Origin of the sequence: Ligilactobacillus agilis (assembly GCF_025311475.1) — a bacterium.
Taxonomy (GTDB): Bacteria; Bacillota; Bacilli; order Lactobacillales; family Lactobacillaceae; genus Ligilactobacillus; species Ligilactobacillus agilis.
The window spans coordinates 1742804-1759540 of the sequence record NZ_CP104397.1 but is presented as its reverse complement, the minus strand read 5'-3'; the positions used below and the strand labels follow the sequence as shown (position 1 = coordinate 1759540).

The 16737-nt window shown below is 41.2% G+C and carries 14 protein-coding genes; 11 read left to right on the top strand and 3 right to left on the bottom strand.

What is annotated here, in order from left to right:
* Window positions 1-82: 82 nt before the first annotated feature.
* From pcrA to N4597_RS08800, 11 genes are all read left to right on the top strand, one after another.
* Window positions 83-2350 (top strand): DNA helicase PcrA, encoded by a 2268-nt coding sequence (pcrA, locus tag N4597_RS08850; protein ID WP_260903497.1) that lies wholly within the window; start codon window positions 83-85, stop codon window positions 2348-2350.
* Window positions 2351-2362: 12 nt separating this feature from the next.
* Complete coding sequence (ligA, locus tag N4597_RS08845; RefSeq protein WP_260903496.1) at window positions 2363-4387, top strand: NAD-dependent DNA ligase LigA; 2025 nt, start codon at window positions 2363-2365, stop codon at window positions 4385-4387.
* Window positions 4377-5537, top strand: coding sequence for a CamS family sex pheromone protein (locus N4597_RS08840; RefSeq protein WP_089144978.1), 1161 nt, complete (start codon window positions 4377-4379; stop codon window positions 5535-5537). Before ligA ends, N4597_RS08840 begins: the two co-directional genes overlap by 11 nt.
* Before the next feature lie 57 nt (window positions 5538-5594).
* Complete coding sequence (gatC, locus tag N4597_RS08835; protein ID WP_050610882.1) at window positions 5595-5897, top strand: Asp-tRNA(Asn)/Glu-tRNA(Gln) amidotransferase subunit GatC; 303 nt, start codon at window positions 5595-5597, stop codon at window positions 5895-5897.
* Between the two features lie 2 nt (window positions 5898-5899).
* Entirely contained in the window at window positions 5900-7366 is a 1467-nt protein-coding gene (gene gatA / locus N4597_RS08830; RefSeq protein ID WP_056976293.1) for an Asp-tRNA(Asn)/Glu-tRNA(Gln) amidotransferase subunit GatA, read from the top strand.
* Window positions 7366-8799 carry an Asp-tRNA(Asn)/Glu-tRNA(Gln) amidotransferase subunit GatB gene (gene gatB, locus N4597_RS08825; RefSeq protein WP_050610884.1) on the top strand — a complete coding sequence of 478 codons (1434 nt, stop codon included), beginning with the start codon at window positions 7366-7368 and terminating at the stop codon, window positions 8797-8799. Before gatA ends, gatB begins: the two co-directional genes overlap by 1 nt.
* A 21-nt stretch (window positions 8800-8820) precedes the next feature.
* On the top strand, window positions 8821-9828 hold the full coding sequence (locus tag N4597_RS08820) for a diacylglycerol kinase (RefSeq protein ID WP_050610885.1): 1008 nt from the start codon (window positions 8821-8823) through the stop codon (window positions 9826-9828).
* Between the two features lie 100 nt (window positions 9829-9928).
* Window positions 9929-11308: a 23S rRNA (uracil(1939)-C(5))-methyltransferase RlmD gene (gene rlmD, locus N4597_RS08815; protein WP_260903491.1), complete on the top strand. Its 1380-nt coding sequence runs from the start codon at window positions 9929-9931 to the stop codon at window positions 11306-11308.
* Between the two features lie 289 nt (window positions 11309-11597).
* Window positions 11598-11813: a helix-turn-helix domain-containing protein gene (locus tag N4597_RS08810; RefSeq protein ID WP_019189673.1), complete on the top strand. Its 216-nt coding sequence runs from the start codon at window positions 11598-11600 to the stop codon at window positions 11811-11813.
* Window positions 11813-12283, top strand: coding sequence for a DNA cytosine methyltransferase (locus N4597_RS08805; protein WP_260903483.1), 471 nt, complete (start codon window positions 11813-11815; stop codon window positions 12281-12283). Before N4597_RS08810 ends, N4597_RS08805 begins: the two co-directional genes overlap by 1 nt.
* A 92-nt stretch (window positions 12284-12375) precedes the next feature.
* Window positions 12376-12813 carry a DNA cytosine methyltransferase gene (locus tag N4597_RS08800; protein WP_313958057.1) on the top strand — a complete coding sequence of 146 codons (438 nt, stop codon included), beginning with the start codon at window positions 12376-12378 and terminating at the stop codon, window positions 12811-12813.
* A 48-nt stretch (window positions 12814-12861) separates the two neighbouring features.
* Here the strand turns inward: N4597_RS08800 and N4597_RS08795 are convergent, their stop codons facing one another.
* Genes N4597_RS08795 through N4597_RS08785 form a run of 3 tightly spaced genes read right to left on the bottom strand, consistent with a single transcriptional unit; the run spans window position 12862 to window position 16730 of the window.
* Window positions 12862-13692, bottom strand: a complete 831-nt coding sequence (locus N4597_RS08795; protein WP_260903480.1) for a hypothetical protein — start codon at window positions 13690-13692, stop codon at window positions 12862-12864.
* A 19-nt stretch (window positions 13693-13711) separates the two neighbouring features.
* The gene (locus N4597_RS08790; RefSeq protein WP_073126685.1) at window positions 13712-13915 is read right to left on the bottom strand and encodes a helix-turn-helix domain-containing protein; all 204 of its coding nucleotides are present in this window, start codon (window positions 13913-13915) and stop codon (window positions 13712-13714) included.
* Window positions 13916-13931: 16 nt separating this feature from the next.
* Entirely contained in the window at window positions 13932-16730 is a 2799-nt protein-coding gene (locus N4597_RS08785; protein ID WP_260903473.1) for an ATP-dependent DNA helicase, read from the bottom strand.
* Window positions 16731-16737 lie beyond the last annotated feature (7 nt).

The following is a 16737-nucleotide window of genomic DNA, read 5'->3' as shown; positions in this document are numbered from 1 at the left end:
CTTTATTGCAACCTTTAATTTTGTCGCGTAGGTTTAGTTTGCTATAATAGGAAACAATGATACTTTTGGAAAGGAACTTACAATGGGAGCACGAGATTTACTAGCAAGTATGAACAAGGAACAGGCTCAAGCGGTCCAAACCACAGAGGGCCCCTTGCTAATTATGGCAGGGGCCGGTAGTGGTAAGACCCGGGTGTTAACCCACCGGGTAGCTTATTTGATTGAAAATTTAGGCGTTATGCCTTGGAATGTTTTAGCGATTACCTTTACTAATAAAGCCGCCCGTGAAATGCGAGAACGGATTAATACACTATTAGGTGATAGCAGTGGGCAAGAGGTGTGGGTCTTCACCTTCCACGCTTTATGCGTCAGAATCTTACGGCGCTATGCTGATAGGATTGGCTACCAACGAGCCTTTACAATCACAGGTAGTAGCGAACAACGAACTTTGATCAAGCATATTTTGAAGGATTTAAACATTGACCCTAAAAAATATGATGGCCGGGCCATCCTAGCCACTATTTCAAATGAAAAGAATAAAATGGTTACCCCAACAGACTACCAAACTAAGGCGACCAGTCCGTATGAACAGATTGTCGCCAAAGTCTATGCTGAGTATCAACGGCGGTTACGGGCTAACCAGGCAATGGATTTTGACGATTTAATCATGGAAACTATTCGCCTCTTTAAAGAGGATGCTGAGGTCTTGGAGTATTACCAAAGAAAATTCAAGTATATTCACGTGGATGAATACCAAGATACAAATGAGGCTCAGTACCAGTTGGTCTCACTCTTGGCTCAAGGGTACCATAACCTTTGTGTAGTTGGGGATGCTGACCAAAGTATTTATGGCTGGCGGGGAGCAGATATGTCTAACATCCTCGATTTTGAAAAAGACTATCCAGATGCCACGGTTATTAAGTTGGAACAAAATTATCGATCCACTAAAAATATCCTCGCAGCGGCTAACGCGGTGATTAAGAATAATGACAATCGGCGTGCTAAAACCTTATGGACTGAAAATCCGACTGGAGCTAAGATTAATTATTACCGGGCTGACAGTGCCGCTAGTGAAGCCTTTTTTATAATTAAAACCATCAAAGAGCAACTAGCAAAGGGGCGGGCTTACGGTGATTTTGCTGTTTTATACCGGACTAACGCCCAGTCTCGTAGCCTGGAAGAAGTATTTGTTAAGGCTAACATACCCTACAAATTAATTGGGGCCCACCGTTTCTATGACCGCAAAGAAATTATGGATATCTTAGCTTACTTAAGATTGGTTACTAACCCTAATGATTCGCTTAGCTTTGAACGAATTGTTAATGAACCTAAGCGTGGAATTGGGGCTACTAGTTTGGCTAAGTTACAGGATTTTGCAACCATGCATGATTTATCCTTGTTTGAAGCTTGTCAATCAATCGAGCTCGTAGGAATCAGGGGGAAGGCAAGCAAGGCCTTAAGTGAGTTTGCCAACCTAATCGAGAAGCTACATACCTACCAGGAAACTGCGACAATCACAGAGTTAACGGAAGAAATTTTGAAACGGACCGGTTATCAACAAATGTTAGCGGAAAACCAATCGGTTGAAAACGAAAGTCGCTTGGAAAACTTGAAGGAATTTCTAACGGTTACTAAGCAGTTTGATGATAATTGGCAACCAAGTGAAGAGGCTGATGATCCCTTTGTTGAATTCTTAGGCGATTTAGCCCTGGTTTCTGATCAAGACGGGGTCGAAGATGAGCCTAATGAAGTAACAATGATGACGCTACACGCTGCTAAAGGGTTGGAATTTCCGGTCGTATTCTTAGTCGGAATGGAAGAAGGAATTTTTCCGTTAGCACGTGCCAACGAAGACGAAAACGAACTAGAAGAAGAAAGACGGTTAGCATACGTAGGGATTACCCGCGCCCAAGAAGAACTTTACTTGACAAACGCCTCGTCACGGATGCTATACGGCCGCTTCCAATCAAACCCAGTTTCGCGGTTTATTGAAGAAATAGATGGGGATTTAATCAATCATGTAGGCTTAGCCACCAAACAAGGTAGTCCTAAACCACTTAGCTTTGCAGAGCGCATGAACCACCAAAGCCGTGGGGGCCTACGGACCGTTAAAAATACTAATCCCTTTAGACAAGCACGGCCGGCTAGTCCTCAATTCAGTCAAACGAAGAGCGAGGCAAATGTAGCGACTAGTTGGAAGGTAGGCGCTAAGGTCAACCATAAGAAGTGGGGCTTGGGAACAATTGTTAAAGTAAGTGGTAGCGGTGATGAGACCGAATTAGATATTGCTTTTAAAGAGCAAGGAATCAAGCGACTTTTGGCGGCATATGCACCAATTAGCAAAGCTTAGGAAGGAAAGGTCATGGAAGAAAAACAAGCAAAAAGCAGGCTAGCAGCATTACGACAGCAACTTATGACTTGGAGTCAGGAATATTATGTCAATGATAATCCTAGTGTGGAAGATGCGGTTTATGACCAGGCTTACCGAGAATTATTGACGCTAGAACAACAATTTCCTAACTTAGTAACGGCTGATTCTCCCAGCCAACGGGTTGGGGGGCAAGTTTTAGCCAGCTTTACCAAAGTTGAACATGAGATTCCAATGTTATCATTGGGGGATGTTTTTTCAAAAGAAGAGTTAGCGGCCTTTATCGACCGGTTGAATGAAGCCACTAAGGCCCCTTTTGCCTACAATTGTGAATTAAAAATAGATGGGCTAGCAATTTCCTTAACCTATGAAAATGGGGTATTTGTCAAGGGGTCTACCCGCGGAAACGGAATTATTGGCGAAGACATTACCGCTAATCTAAAGACAATTAAAGCCATTCCGCTAACCTTAAAGGAACCTGTCAGCATTGAAGTGCGGGGAGAATGCTATATGCCCAAGGATTCATTTTTAGCCTTGAATAAGGAGCGCGAAGCCCAAGGACAAGCAGTGTTTGCTAATCCCCGTAATGCAGCCGCGGGTTCGCTTAGACAGTTGGATACCAAAATTACTGCTAAACGCAACCTCAGTGTGTTTATCTATTACCTAATGGAACCTGAAAAATTGGGGGTAACCAGTCAAAGCCAGGCACTAGCTAAGCTGGCTGAACTCGGCTTTAAGGTTAACCCAGACTTTAGGTTGGCAACTGATATGGAAACTATCAATAACTATATTGATGAATTTCATGCCAAACGCGGTGAACTTGCTTACGAAATTGATGGGATTGTCATTAAGGCTGACGATTTTAAGGTACACGAATTAGTAGGGAATACGGTCAAAGTGCCACGTTGGGCCATTGCTTACAAGTTTCCACCGGATGAAAAGGAAACCGTGATTCACCAAATTGAGTGGACGGTTGGACGGACCGGGGTGGTTACTCCGACCGCGGTCATGGATCCAGTTGAAATCGCAGGTACGATGGTAGCAAGAGCCTCGCTGCATAACCCAGACTACCTAAGAGAAAAAGATGTCCGCTTAGGTGATACGGTTAAACTTCATAAGGCGGGGGACATTATCCCTGAAATTTCACAGGTCGTAGTTGCTAAGCGCCTTGAGGATTCAGTGCCTTATGAAATTCCAACTACTTGTCCGGAGTGTGGGGCTAAGCTAGTTCACCTTGACGATGAAGTGGCACTCCGATGTATTAACCCCAAGTGTCCGGCCTTAATCAAGGAAAGTCTAGCCCACTTTGCAAGCCGTGATGCCATGAATATTGATGGGCTGGGACCTAAAATTATCGAGCGGTTGTATGAGGCCCACTTAATTAGTGATGTTGCTGATTTATATAAGCTTAAGCTGGAGGACCTATTAGCTTTAGATAAGTTTAAGGAAAAATCAGCTACTAAGCTATTGACAGCCATTGAAAATAGTCGGCATAATTCTAGTGAACGTCTAATTTTTGGCTTGGGAATTCGCCATGTCGGTGCCAAGGTAGCCCGGCTGTTAGCTGAACGTTTTAAGAGTGTGACGGCGTTAAGTCAGGCTCCAAGTGAAGAGATTGCTCAAATTGACAGTTTAGGGCAAGTAATTGCTGATAGTGTGGTAACGTATTTTGAACGGCCAGAGGTCAAGCAATTATTGGCTGAACTTGAAGAGGTTGCAGTCAACTTCGACTTTTTAGGTCAAAGTGCAAGTGAGATTGCCCAGGCTAACGAAGACAGCTTCTTTAACGAAAAGAAGGTAGTCTTAACGGGAACATTGGACCAGTTAAAGCGGTCGCAGGCCAAGCAGTGGTTAGAAGCTCATGGGGCCAAGGTGACGGGCTCTGTTTCTAAGAAGACAGACCTTCTGATTGCTGGTCATGACGCGGGTAGTAAGTTGACCAAAGCCCAAGAATTAGGCATTGAAATTATGGATGAACAACAATTCATTGCACAAATGGAGGCAATTGATGGTGAATAAGAAGTTAAATCTCATGGTAACGCTGGGGCTTAGTACGCTTTTATTGACGGCCTGTGGCAACCTAGGATCAAGTAGTGGAACCACGACTAATACTAACGAGGAGAGCGCTTCAAGTGGTTATCAAACTACCGGCCAGACTAACGATAGCGAGTATACCGGGGTAATTATCAATGGACGTTACCGAACCAATAAGTCGCGTGGGGTTGGCGTTAGTCAAAATTCAGAAAACCTCCTCAACCTTAAGAGCTTTGAATCTGGTTTGACGGATATTTCTAAAGAGTATTTTTCAACTAAGGACTACGTTTTCCAAGAAGGACAGACCTTATCAAAGTCAACTGTCGAAGACTGGTTAGCGCGGAAATCCAGTAAGAATCCGGACGGATTAAACCCTGAGGATAATGGGAAAAATGGTGAAAATGAGCGGAACCCAATGTATGTCCAACAAATTGAAGAACAAGACTACATGAAAGAAGATTCTAAGGGGAATCTATCTTTGGCCGGCATTACCGTTGGAATTGGAATGAACCGCAAGGATTATTACCAAAAAGAAGAATATGGTGCTACCTACGTAACCACTATTTCTAAAGAAGAAATGGAGAAGCAAGGCAAGATTGCGGCTGCTAAGGTGGTGGCACGGTTACGGGCGAAAGTCGGAAATGATGTCCCAATTGTGGTGGCGATGTACCAGCAAGCCGAAATGGATAGTTTGGTTGGCGGATCATTTTACGCTTACACTGAGGTAAAGGCAGGTTCTAGTGAAATTACTGACTGGACGGATACTGATATTTCTAGTTACGTCTTTCCGGCAACCTCAACCAAATCAGTTCCAAACGATAATGACGAGGCAGCCTTTGAGTCGTTTAAGAATAAAATTCAAAACTTCTTCCCTAACCTAGCCGGAGTTACGGCGCAAGCAAAGTATAAGGGCAAGAACCTCCAAGGGTTGAAGGTAACAATCACAACCCAATTTTATTCAGAAACTGAGATTACCAGTTTTACCCAGTATGTAGCTAAAGCAGCCAAGACATACTTACCGTCAGGCATCCCAGTTGATATTCAAGTTAAGGGCTCTGATGGGACGGTGCAAAGTTTCTTAGCGAAGACGGCTAAGGATAGTTCCTACTATACCCATGTGTTTACTAGTTATTAAACTTTTTTTTAAGATATGCTAGAATAATTGTTATATACGAAGAAAGAAGGATGAATGATGGCAATTACTGCAAGCGAAGTAGCACACGTTGCTGGTTTGGCTAAGCTTTCATTTAATGAAACAGAGTTAGAGAAATTTACCGGTCAAATGGATGAAATCATCAAGATGGTGCAAGAACTCAGCGAAGTTGATACAGAGGGAGTACCTGTAACAACCCACGTAACTGATGCCTTTAACGTAATGCGTGAAGATGTGGCAGTTAAGGGCTTAGACCGAGACTTACTAATGAAAAACGTACCTGAAAGCCAAGATGGTTATATTAAGGTACCTGCTATTATTGACGAAAGTGAGGAAGGTTAAGCATGGTAGATTACTTTAAGACAGACTTAGAAAACTTACACCAAGCTTTGGTTAATAAGGATTTAAGCTCAGCCGAATTGGTTAAGGAAACATTTGCCAAGATTGAAACTATTGATCCTAAGATTGAGGCTTTCTTAGCTTTAAATAAAGAGCAAGCCCTAGCTAAGGCAGAAGAACTAGATCAAAAGGGGATTCCAGCCGATAGCTTACTAGCAGGGATTCCGGTTGGGATTAAGGACAACATTGTAACTAAGGATTTAACTACGACTGCCGCAAGTAAGATGTTAGCTAACTTTAAGCCAATCTATAACGCAACTGTAATGGATAAGTTAGATCAAGCAGGTATGATTAACGTTGGTAAACTCAACATGGACGAATTTGCCATGGGGGGGTCAACGGAAACTTCAGCCTTTAAGTTGACCAAAAATGCCTGGGACCAAACTAAGGTACCTGGTGGTTCTTCTGGTGGTTCGGCAGCAGCAGTAGCTTCAGGGCAAATTTTAGCCTCACTAGGTTCTGATACAGGTGGTTCCATCCGCCAACCAGCTGCTTATAACGGTATTGTTGGTATGAAACCAACCTATGGTCGGGTTTCACGGTATGGCTTGATTGCCTTTGCCTCAAGCTTGGACCAAATTGGACCGTTGACAAGAACGGTTAAGGATAACGCCTTAATCCTAAATGCAATTGCTGGTCATGATAAGCGCGACTTTACTAGTTCAGCTAAGGAAGTGCCTAACTTTGCTGAGGGCTTAGACGGCAATATCAAGGGCTTAAAGATTGCCTTACCTAAGGAATACCTTGGCCAAGGGGTTGCTTCCGAAGTTAAGGAAGCAATTTTGAAGGCAGCTAAGACCTTTGAAAGTTTGGGAGCAACTGTTGAAGAAGTATCCCTTCCTTACAGCAAATATGGGGTACCTGTTTACTACATCATTGCTTCTTCCGAAGCTTCCTCTAACTTACAACGCTTTGATGGAATTCGTTATGGCTTTAGAGCAAGTGACGTTAAGAACCTTGAAGATGTCTACGTTCGTTCACGGTCTGAAGGCTTCGGTGACGAAGTTAAGCGTAGAATTATGTTAGGGACCTTCTCACTTTCGGCTGGGACTTACGATGCCTTCTTCAAGAAGGCTGCTCAAGTTCGGACCTTGATTTGCCAAGACTTTGCTAAGGTCTTTAGCCAATACGACTTAATTATGGGACCAACTGCGCCAACACCAGCCTTTGGTTTAGGTGAAGATATCGATGACCCTGTCACAATGTATATGAATGATATTTTAACTATTCCAGTTAACTTAGCTGGTTTACCAGGGATGTCACTACCAGCAGGATTTGCTAATGGCCTACCAGTGGGCTTACAGTTAATTGGACCACAATTTGCTGAAAATACGATTTACAAAGCTGGTTATGCCTTTGAACAAGCGACTGACTTTCATAAGGCAGTGCCAACGATTGGAGGTCAAAATTAATGAATTTTGAAACAACGATTGGGCTTGAAGTCCACGTAGAAATGAAAACCAAGTCTAAGGCTTTCTCACCAGCGCCAGTTCAATATGGGGCAGAACAAAACACCAATACTAACGTAATCGATTGGGGATATCCAGGTGTTTTACCTGAAGTCAATAAGGGTGCTCTAGAGTTTGGGATGCGAGCAGCTTTAGCCTTAAACTGTGAGATTACTAAGGATATTCACTTCGACCGCAAGAACTATTTCTACCCAGACAATCCTAAGGCTTACCAAATTACGCAAGCCCAAACGCCAATTGGAACCAACGGGTGGCTGGAAATTGAATTGGAAGACGGTAGTAAAAAGAAAATTGGGATTGAAGAAATGCACGTCGAAGAAGATGCGGGGAAAAATACCCACAATCCTGATGGTTACTCTTACGTTGACCTAAACCGGCAAGGAACTCCGTTGATTGAAATTGTTTCTAAGCCAGACATTGCCTCTCCAGCTGAGGCTTACGCTTACTTGACACGGTTACGTCAAATTATTCAATTTACGGGTGTATCTGATGTGAAGATGGAAGAAGGTTCTATGCGGGCTGACGTTAACATTTCTGTTCGCCCAATTGGTTCTGATAAATTCGGGACTAAGACGGAAATGAAGAACTTGAACTCCTTTGAACACGTTAGAAAGGGGCTTGAATACGAAGCAAAGCGCCAACAACAGGTGCTCTTAGCCGGTGGTAAGGTTCAACAAGAAACACGCCGTTTCGATGAAAATACCGGGGAAACAATTTTGATGCGGGTTAAGGAGGGGGCAAGCGATTACCGCTACTTCCCAGAACCAGATCTACCTCCAATTCATATCAGTGACGACTGGATTAACGAAGTTAAGGCTTCTATCCCAGAAATGCCTGATAAGCGGCGTGAACGTTACGTAAATGACTGGGGCTTATCTGACTACGATGCTTCTGTTTTAACCCAAACCTTGGAAATGTCAGATTTCTATAACGAAACAGTTGCTAACGGAGCAGATCCTAAGTTAGCTGCTAACTGGTTGATGGTGGAAGTTAACGCCTACTTAAATGCCAATAAGTTAGAATTAGGCCAAACTGCCTTAACCCCAGCTCACCTTGCGGGAATGATTAAGTTGATTCAAGATGAAACTATTTCATCTAAGATTGCCAAGAAGGTCTTTAAAGAAATTATTGCCAATGACACTGATCCTAAAGCCTTCGTGGAAGCTAAGGGAATGGTGCAATTATCTGACCCAGCTAAGCTGCAACCAATCATTGATGAGGTTTTAGACAACAATGAACAATCAATCGAAGACTTCAAGAATGGTAAGGACCGGGCAGTTGGGTTCTTAGTTGGCCAAATTATGCAAAAGACACGGGGTAAAGCTAATCCGAAAGTGGTTAACAAGTTACTCATGGCAAGTTTAAAAGAAAGATAAGGCTTTAGGCGAGGAAAGATTATGGAAAAAAGATGTCGGATTATCTACAATCCAACTTCCGGACGCGAGGCTATGAAAAACGACCTAGTCGAAATTTTAAATGTCCTCGAGAATGCGGGCTACGAAACAAGTGCGTATGCGACCACGCCCGAACCTAAGTCGGCTCAAAACGAGGCCAAACGGGCAGCCCTAGCAGGGTTTGACCTAGTGATTGCCGCGGGGGGAGACGGAACCATTAACGAGGTGGTTAATGGGATTGCACCGCTAGAAAAACGCCCTAAGTTAGGAATTATTCCGGCCGGAACAACCAATGATTACGCCCGGGCTTTAAAGATCCCCCGCGAGAGTCCGTTAGAAGCGGCTAAGGTGATTGCTAAGGGCCAAACCGTTAAGATGGACATCGGCCAGGCTGGCGACCAATACTTTGTTAATATCGCCGCCGGAGGCTTGTTGTCTGAATTGACCTATAGTGTACCTTCACAACTCAAGTCACTATTTGGCTACCTGGCTTACCTGGTGAAGGGGGCTGAACTCTTACCAAGAATTAGGCCAGTTAACATGCGGATTGAATATGATGACGGGGTTTTTGATGGCCAAGCTTCGATGTTTTTCTTAGCCCTTACCAACTCAATTGGGGGCTTTGAACAAATTGTGCCGGATGCTTCTTTGGATGATGGTAAGTTTACCTTAATTGTGGTTAAAACCAGCAACCTGCTAGAGATCTTACAGTTGATTACCATGGTTTTAAATGGTGGTAAGCACGTTAATGATCCACGGGTCTTATATGTTAAGACGAAAAAGGTTAAGGCCGAAGCTCCCGATAGTAAGATGATGATTAATATTGATGGTGAATATGGTGGCGATGCCCCAATGACCTTCAGGAATTTAAAGCAACATCTAGAAATCTTTGCTAACACCGACAAGATTCCTAATGATGCCATCACTAATCGGGAAGAAGAAAATGAAAAGGATGCCCGTGAACTCTTTGTTAAGGGTGTCGAAGACTATTCAAAGGATAAAAATGAATAAGTAAAAACAAGCGCTACTCTTGGCGCTTGTTTTTCTTTTGGCTTGTAACTTATAATAAGACTTATGTAATTAATGATTATGTGTGGAAGAAAGGACAATTATGGCGAAGTTAAAGTTACCAGTTTATAAAAAAGAAGAGTTGACCGTAAGAATTGAAGATTTAACCTACCAAGGCTTAGGCGTTGCTAAAGTAGAAGGCTACCCGTTATTCATTAAAGAGGCCTTACCAGGTGAGGAAGTTGTAGTTAAGGTTGAAAAGTTAGGCAAACATTTTGGTTACGCCAAGGCCTTAAAATGGCTAAGTACTTCAGCCGACCGGGTCAAAACGAAGGCCAAGTACCTCCAAACAGGGATTGCACCGCTGATGCATTTAAGCTACCCTGCTCAACTAGCTTTCAAGCAAAAATTAATCAAGGATTTACTAGCGAAAGCGCACTTAGATCAACTTGAAGTGGCTCAAACTTTAGGAATGGCCCAACCTTATGCCTACCGAAATAAAGCGCAGGTTCCTGTTCGCCAGGTTAGAGGTCAACTAGAAATTGGCTTTTTTAAGCAAGGTAGTCATGACTTTGTTTCCTTAGAAGATTTCTACATTCAAGACAAACGCATTGACCAAGTGCTAGTCACGGTCAGGGATATTTTAAGAAAATATCAGCTAAGTGCTTATGATGAAAAAAGTCACACGGGCGTAGTGCGCCATCTAATGGTACGCCGGGGCTACTACTCGAAGCAGGTAATGGTGGTAATCGTTACCCGGACTAAGAAGTTACCGCACGCACCTGAAATTGCACGTGACATCATGGCTGCTTGCCCGGACGTGGTTAGCCTCTTACACAATGTGAACGAAGCTAAAACCAACGTCATTTTAGGAAGCAAGACTGAGCTTTTAGCCGGCCAAGCCGAAATTGAGGATCAACTTGATGGGTTGACTTTCAAGATTTCGGCCCAGTCCTTCTACCAAATCAATCCCACCCAAACGGAACGGCTTTACCAAACCGCTATTAAGCAAGCCGTTCTAACTGGTAAGGAAACAGTTATTGATGCTTATTGTGGAATCGGGACCATTTCCCTAAGTATGGCCCGCCATGCTAACAAAGTCTATGGGGTTGAAATTGTTCCCCAAGCCATTGCCGACGCTAAGCGCAACGCTGAAGTCAATAAGCTAACCAACCTAACCTTTGAGGTTGGTGAAGCCGAAAGTTGGATGGCTACCTGGCAAGCCCAAGGCATCAAGCCGGATGTCATCATGGTTGACCCGCCAAGAAAGGGCCTAACGGAAAGCCTAATCACTAGCGCCACCGCCATGGCTCCTAAAAAGATTGTCTACGTTTCCTGCAATCCCGCCACGCTAGTCCGTGACCTACAGTCCTTTATTGCTAAGGGCTACCAAGTCGCAGCCCCCATCCAGCCCGTGGATCAGTTCCCACAGACAACACATGTGGAGTGCGTAGTTCTGTTGACTAAAGTACATAATAGATAGTGTGAAAATGCTTGAAATATAAGGCTTTTCCGAGGATTTGGAAGTAAATCCAGGTCCTCGGATTTTTTGCGTTTTAAGGGCTGAAAAGCTATTGATTTTTATAGGCGGATAGATAGAAGTGTTGATTTAAGGTTGGGCAGACAAAAATATTGATTTTAGCTGTCCGTATTTTGGCACACGTCTTATGGTATTTATTTAATTGGTGGTGCGGAATTTGCACTCAAATCAATTTACTTTTTGCGTTAAATATGCTATAATAACACTATATAAATGGATGAGGAGGTCACTCATGAGTATAAGCAGTGAGATTAAAGATATTAGAAGAAAATGTCTGTTGAATCAAACGGAGTTCGCTGATGCGATTGGTGTCTCTTTTTCAACAGTAAATCGTTGGGAAAATGAAAAGGCAATTCCGAATTATCAGGCATTAAAGAAAATCAAAGATTTTTGTGAAAAGAACGATATTTCCTTTGAAGTAGATTCAAAGGTATGGGAGGAAAAATAATGAATGTAATTAGTTTGTTTAGCGGTTGCGGTGGTCTTGATCTTGGCTTTGAAAGAGCGGGATTTAATATTCCAGTTGCTAACGAATTTGATAAAACAATATGGGCTACTTTTAAGGCGAATCATCCTAAGACAAAATTGATTGAGGGCGATGTAAGAAAAGTGACCAAGGAAGATATCGCACAGTATATTGATGGAGAAGTAGACGGAATAATCGGAGGACCGCCTTGCCAGTCTTGGTCGGAAGCAGGTGCTCTTAGAGGTATCGAAGATGAGCGTGGACAATTATTCTTTGATTACATCAGAATCTTAAAGGAGTTTAAGCCTAAGTTCTTTTTAGCAGAAAATGTAAGTGGGATGTTAGCAAATAGACATTCAGACGCTGTGCAAAATATATTGAGACTTTTTGATGAGACTGGCTATGATGTATCGCTTACACTTGTAAATGCAAAAGATTATGGCGTTGCATAGGATAGAAAAAGAGTATTCTATATTGGATTCAGAAAAGATTTAAAAATCAAGTTTGAATTCCCAAAAGGTTCTACAGAGGATGATGATAAAAAATTACTCTGAGAGACATAATTTGGGATTTACAGGATACCGCAGTTCCGGCAGCAGAAAAAAACAAGCATAATCCAAATGCAATTAATAACAATGAATATTTTACTGGCGCATTCTCAACCATTTTCATGAGTAGAAATAGAGTGAGAGACTGGGATGAACAAGGATTTACTGTGCAGGCATCAGGAAGACAGTGCCAGCTTCATCCACAAGCACCTAAAATGGTTAAATTCGGGAAAAATGATTGTAGATTCGTAGAAGGTAAAGAACATCTTTATAGACGAATGACTATTAGAGAGGTTGCAAGAGTTCAAGGATTCCTAGACGATTTCAAATACATCTATGAGAATACTGATGTTGCTTATAAAATGATTGGTAATGCCGTTCCTGTAAATCTTGCATACGAAGTGGTCTTAGGAATCAAGGCTGCATTAGAGTAAAAATAATGGAGACTGTTTACGAATATGAGTGAACAGTCTCCTTATTTTCTATCTTCCTTTTCTTGGAATTACGATATTGTAATTTGCTTCTAAATCATCAAGTATATGATTATGATTTAATGCACTAGGTTCTACTTCAACAAACTCACCTAACTTAAAGAGTTCTTTTGGATCGCGTATTACTGTTTTGGTGGCTAATTTTTGGTACGGTTTGAATCGAGTATACACGTTCTTTCCACGGTTTGTGCCTTCTGTAATTGGATTTATAGGTCTATGAGCAACCTTGAAACTTTCAGTTGCTGCATTAACAGATTCAGTTGTAATTTCCTCGATGTTGTTAATCAAAGACTGAATAGTACTTGCACTATTGTTTGAAATATACATACAGTTAGCAACGTGGTCTCCGCTTCCAAAACCACGAGCAACTGTGAGAATATCATCAGCAGTAAATATATCTAGAAAGTCTTGCCCGGTTTTTCCAGATCTTCTTCCAAAGCATATACTTACGCCAACATAAGGTGCAGTTGCAGTTTTTGCCCATTCGTTAGCCCAAACGGTAGATGCCTTTGTCATTCTTTCAAAAGCTGCCGTTCCAAACTCAGCTATGAATCTTTTATGTCCATACCAATTTCCGAAATAATCTGCATTTCTAAGTTTGGCAGAAATCTTAATTGGCTCTCCCTCGCTTAATTTGATAATAACAGCAGTTTTATTATCTTTGCTTTTACTACCAATTCCATCAACGGATACTATTTTAGCACCAGGAATAATTCCTTCCTTAAGCATCCAATCAGGTAGAGTTGATGGTAGACTTTCTCCAATGTGTTTACTAACCATTGTGACTATTTCATTTTCAAATGCGTCTGAAGCTTTTGACATAGTTTATTTCCTCTTTGGTTTAATCCTTTATCGTTTCCATGATGTCTTCCAACTTACAATCCATAGCCTCACAGATTTTGAGAAGAACATCAGTTGTGATGTTTGCACCTTTGCCAAGTTTGGCTATGGAAGCTGCACTGATTCCAGCAGCATCCTTAAGATCATTTTTATTCATTTCTTTGTCGATTAACATTTTCCACAATTTGTTATAACTGATTCGCATAATTAACCTCCTTGCTTTACAACCAAAAATCAAATGATTCTTCTTGCTGTTTTTCTGTGAGATAGTTTTTTAAGAGTTCTACATCTTTACTGATATCTCGTGGTCTGATTCGGTTAATAACCTTTTCCTCGACTTCAGGAGTCCAGTAGATTTTTAATTTTTCTCTGGCTCTTGTGATAGCAGTGTAGAAGATATTGTGAGTTACTAATTCTTCCACCTCATCGGTAATAACTATCTTTACAGAGTCATATTCAAGACCTTGTGCTTTGTGTATTGATACAGCATAAGCAATTTGGAATGGTACAACAGTGAATGAGGTACTTTCATCTCCATCTTCGTCAGCACTCTTTAATTTGTGAACACAAAATCTAACTAACGATTTTCCTTTGCTTTCCCAACATTCAAGTAGTTCGAGATTAATACGCCGGAGATCACTTTCATCTACTGCCTTAGGTATCTCAACATCAAACTGAATGCGTTCTTCATGAGTGCCGGGGTCTAAGATTTCTATTCCCTTGATTATTCCCTTCATATTATTGTGTATGACAGGGAAGAACCTATCTGAATTAAGGAAGAGAATCGGGTCTCCAACTTTATACTGTTGAATGTCCCATTGAACAGCAGGATTAGGATTGCTTTCCTGTAGGAATCTATTGATGTTGTTGATTCCATATAAACCATCGTAGTTTAGGCAGAGGATAGCCTCTCCGGGTTCAAGAGAAGAGAGAAGGGATTCATCTACTTTTAAGGAGTAGCTTTCTCTTTCGATGACTTCTTTTGCAGTATCATCCATCTGTCTGACCTTATCCCACAGTTCAAGTAATCGTTCATCCTTTGTTCGATGGGGCTGGGTTAGTTCAAATACAGCACTTTCTGGTAAAAATGCTTTTAATACCGAGAACCAATTTCCAAATTGAATCGCATCAATCTGATAAGTATCTCCAACCAATAAAAGCATTTCAAAATTTGCCTTTTGAAGAACCTCAACCATATCTTTGTTGCTGACGGTACTACACTCATCAATAACCAATAATTTATACTTCGCAAAAGCAGACCCTTGACGTTTGAAACTTTCAATTGTTGAGAAAGTTGTATTTTCTGCATCAATCTTTCGCATCAGGTTCTCTTTTGCTGGATTTGTTTGTGTAAGGTATAGCTTGGAATCATCATTTAAGTAGTGAGAAACATGGTTTATTAGCGTAGATTTTCCTACACCTGCTGAACCGTATATCACACCAACCTTTGATTCCGAAAATATACGGGTAATGATGTCTTTCTTTTCATCGCAGTCAATTTCGTAATCATCGAACATCAGCCAAATTTCAACATCGGCACTGTAGTTCTCAATACCTGACTCTGCCAACTCTTGTAATTTTTCAATTACAGTGCAAGTATCGAGTTTGTAATCGTTTATAAATACTTGATTATGTTCAAGCATTAAATCACTTTCAGGTCTGTGCCCTGAATAAAGGCTATCGTTATACTGTTCGATGAGTCTTGGGTAATCAGGAAAATTACCTAGTTCATCAACATCAGTAAAGAGTTGTCCTCTACCTTCAGTGTTGTTCCTTATAAATCTTGCGAACAATTCTGGGCGTTTGTCTTTACACGGAATACAATCAAAAACAGCACCTAGTTTTGGATTATGTCCAACAGGAGATCTGTTAAATGGTAAAGAATCAAACTGCCTGCAACCGTTTGATAAATATAAATTAGAAAGATGACTGTTTCCGGCGTGTACCCATTCTTCATAATATTTGCTATAGTAGCCGTCCGAATATTGACCTTTAATAATAACATTGTTCATGTTATAGAGAAGGTATCGCAGCACATTTTTTCCGTTACGACCATTTCGAATAAGTTCTCTGCAGTAATCTAAAATAGGAATAAATACCATAGATTTAAGGCTATTTTTCCATTCAAGAGTAAGCCTATCATATGCTTTATCCGGGAAGTCCATTAGAGCAGTCAAAGTGTATTTTGTTCTGGTAAGGAACTCACAGATTAAGCGTTGCTCTGGATATGGTACTCTTTTTTTCTCTCCTTTTATCAGTTTAATAAAATTTTGAAATTCACAGTCACGAATGGAGACCTCCCAGCCGTCAATAATAATGATAGGCATTGTTTTTCCTAATATCTCGATAGTCTCATGTACGAGATGAAACTTTGATGCGTAATTGCTTTTGATTGGTAGTTTAGTAAAAGCAATTACCCTATTAGATTTGGACTTGTTTTTTCTATCATCTATTGGTGTAAATGTGATTTCATAATATATGTGTCTGTTAACAAACAGTGGCTTAATTTTCTGAATATAGTATTTGTCATTTTTTTCAGCTTTGAATTCCACTGGATATCGTTCTATTTTTTCAGAAATCTTTTTATAGTATTCCTGTAAAGTATCATCTAGATGAAGAGGAAACTTATCTAAATTATGCAGTACCTCAATACCAAAGTAGTGCCAGATAAGATTCTTTGCTTCTAACAGGTATTGATAATACTTAAGCATTAATCGTTCGGAGCCGTCTTCATCCAATGTATATTGTGTGGTGACTACTTCCAGGTAATTATGGAATTTATATAAAGTGTACAGTTCACTGTTTATCTGTGCAAACTCTGTGGCCTTTGCTATGTTTTCGGCAGTGATAGGTATTTCTCTGCCGTTGGCATAAAACTTGAGCATGACATGATTTACGAACTTTGTCAGCTGCTCTAAAATATCTTGAGAAATAGCACCACGAGAATTGTTTTCTATTTCATCTAAATGCCTACATATGACGTTGTCTATTTTACGGATGGATTCATCAATCGATGGCATCAACATC

What these genes read in the sequence shown, in the direction of transcription:
- gatB (WP_050610884.1), top strand. Translation starts at nt 7,366, where the DNA reads ATGAATTTTGAAACAACGATTGGGCTTGAAGTCCACGTAGAAATGAAA.
- N4597_RS08840 (WP_089144978.1), top strand. Translation starts at nt 4,377, where the DNA reads ATGGTGAATAAGAAGTTAAATCTCATGGTAACGCTGGGGCTTAGTACG.
- N4597_RS08805 (WP_260903483.1), top strand. Translation starts at nt 11,813, where the DNA reads ATGAATGTAATTAGTTTGTTTAGCGGTTGCGGTGGTCTTGATCTTGGC.
- N4597_RS08810 (WP_019189673.1), top strand. Translation starts at nt 11,598, where the DNA reads ATGAGTATAAGCAGTGAGATTAAAGATATTAGAAGAAAATGTCTGTTG.
- ligA (WP_260903496.1), top strand. Translation starts at nt 2,363, where the DNA reads ATGGAAGAAAAACAAGCAAAAAGCAGGCTAGCAGCATTACGACAGCAA.
- N4597_RS08790 (WP_073126685.1), bottom strand. Translation starts at nt 13,915, where the DNA reads ATGCGAATCAGTTATAACAAATTGTGGAAAATGTTAATCGACAAAGAA.
- N4597_RS08820 (WP_050610885.1), top strand. Translation starts at nt 8,821, where the DNA reads ATGGAAAAAAGATGTCGGATTATCTACAATCCAACTTCCGGACGCGAG.
- rlmD (WP_260903491.1), top strand. Translation starts at nt 9,929, where the DNA reads ATGGCGAAGTTAAAGTTACCAGTTTATAAAAAAGAAGAGTTGACCGTA.
- gatA (WP_056976293.1), top strand. Translation starts at nt 5,900, where the DNA reads ATGGTAGATTACTTTAAGACAGACTTAGAAAACTTACACCAAGCTTTG.
- N4597_RS08795 (WP_260903480.1), bottom strand. Translation starts at nt 13,692, where the DNA reads ATGTCAAAAGCTTCAGACGCATTTGAAAATGAAATAGTCACAATGGTT.
- gatC (WP_050610882.1), top strand. Translation starts at nt 5,595, where the DNA reads ATGGCAATTACTGCAAGCGAAGTAGCACACGTTGCTGGTTTGGCTAAG.
- N4597_RS08785 (WP_260903473.1), bottom strand. Translation starts at nt 16,730, where the DNA reads ATGCCATCGATTGATGAATCCATCCGTAAAATAGACAACGTCATATGT.
- pcrA (WP_260903497.1), top strand. Translation starts at nt 83, where the DNA reads ATGGGAGCACGAGATTTACTAGCAAGTATGAACAAGGAACAGGCTCAA.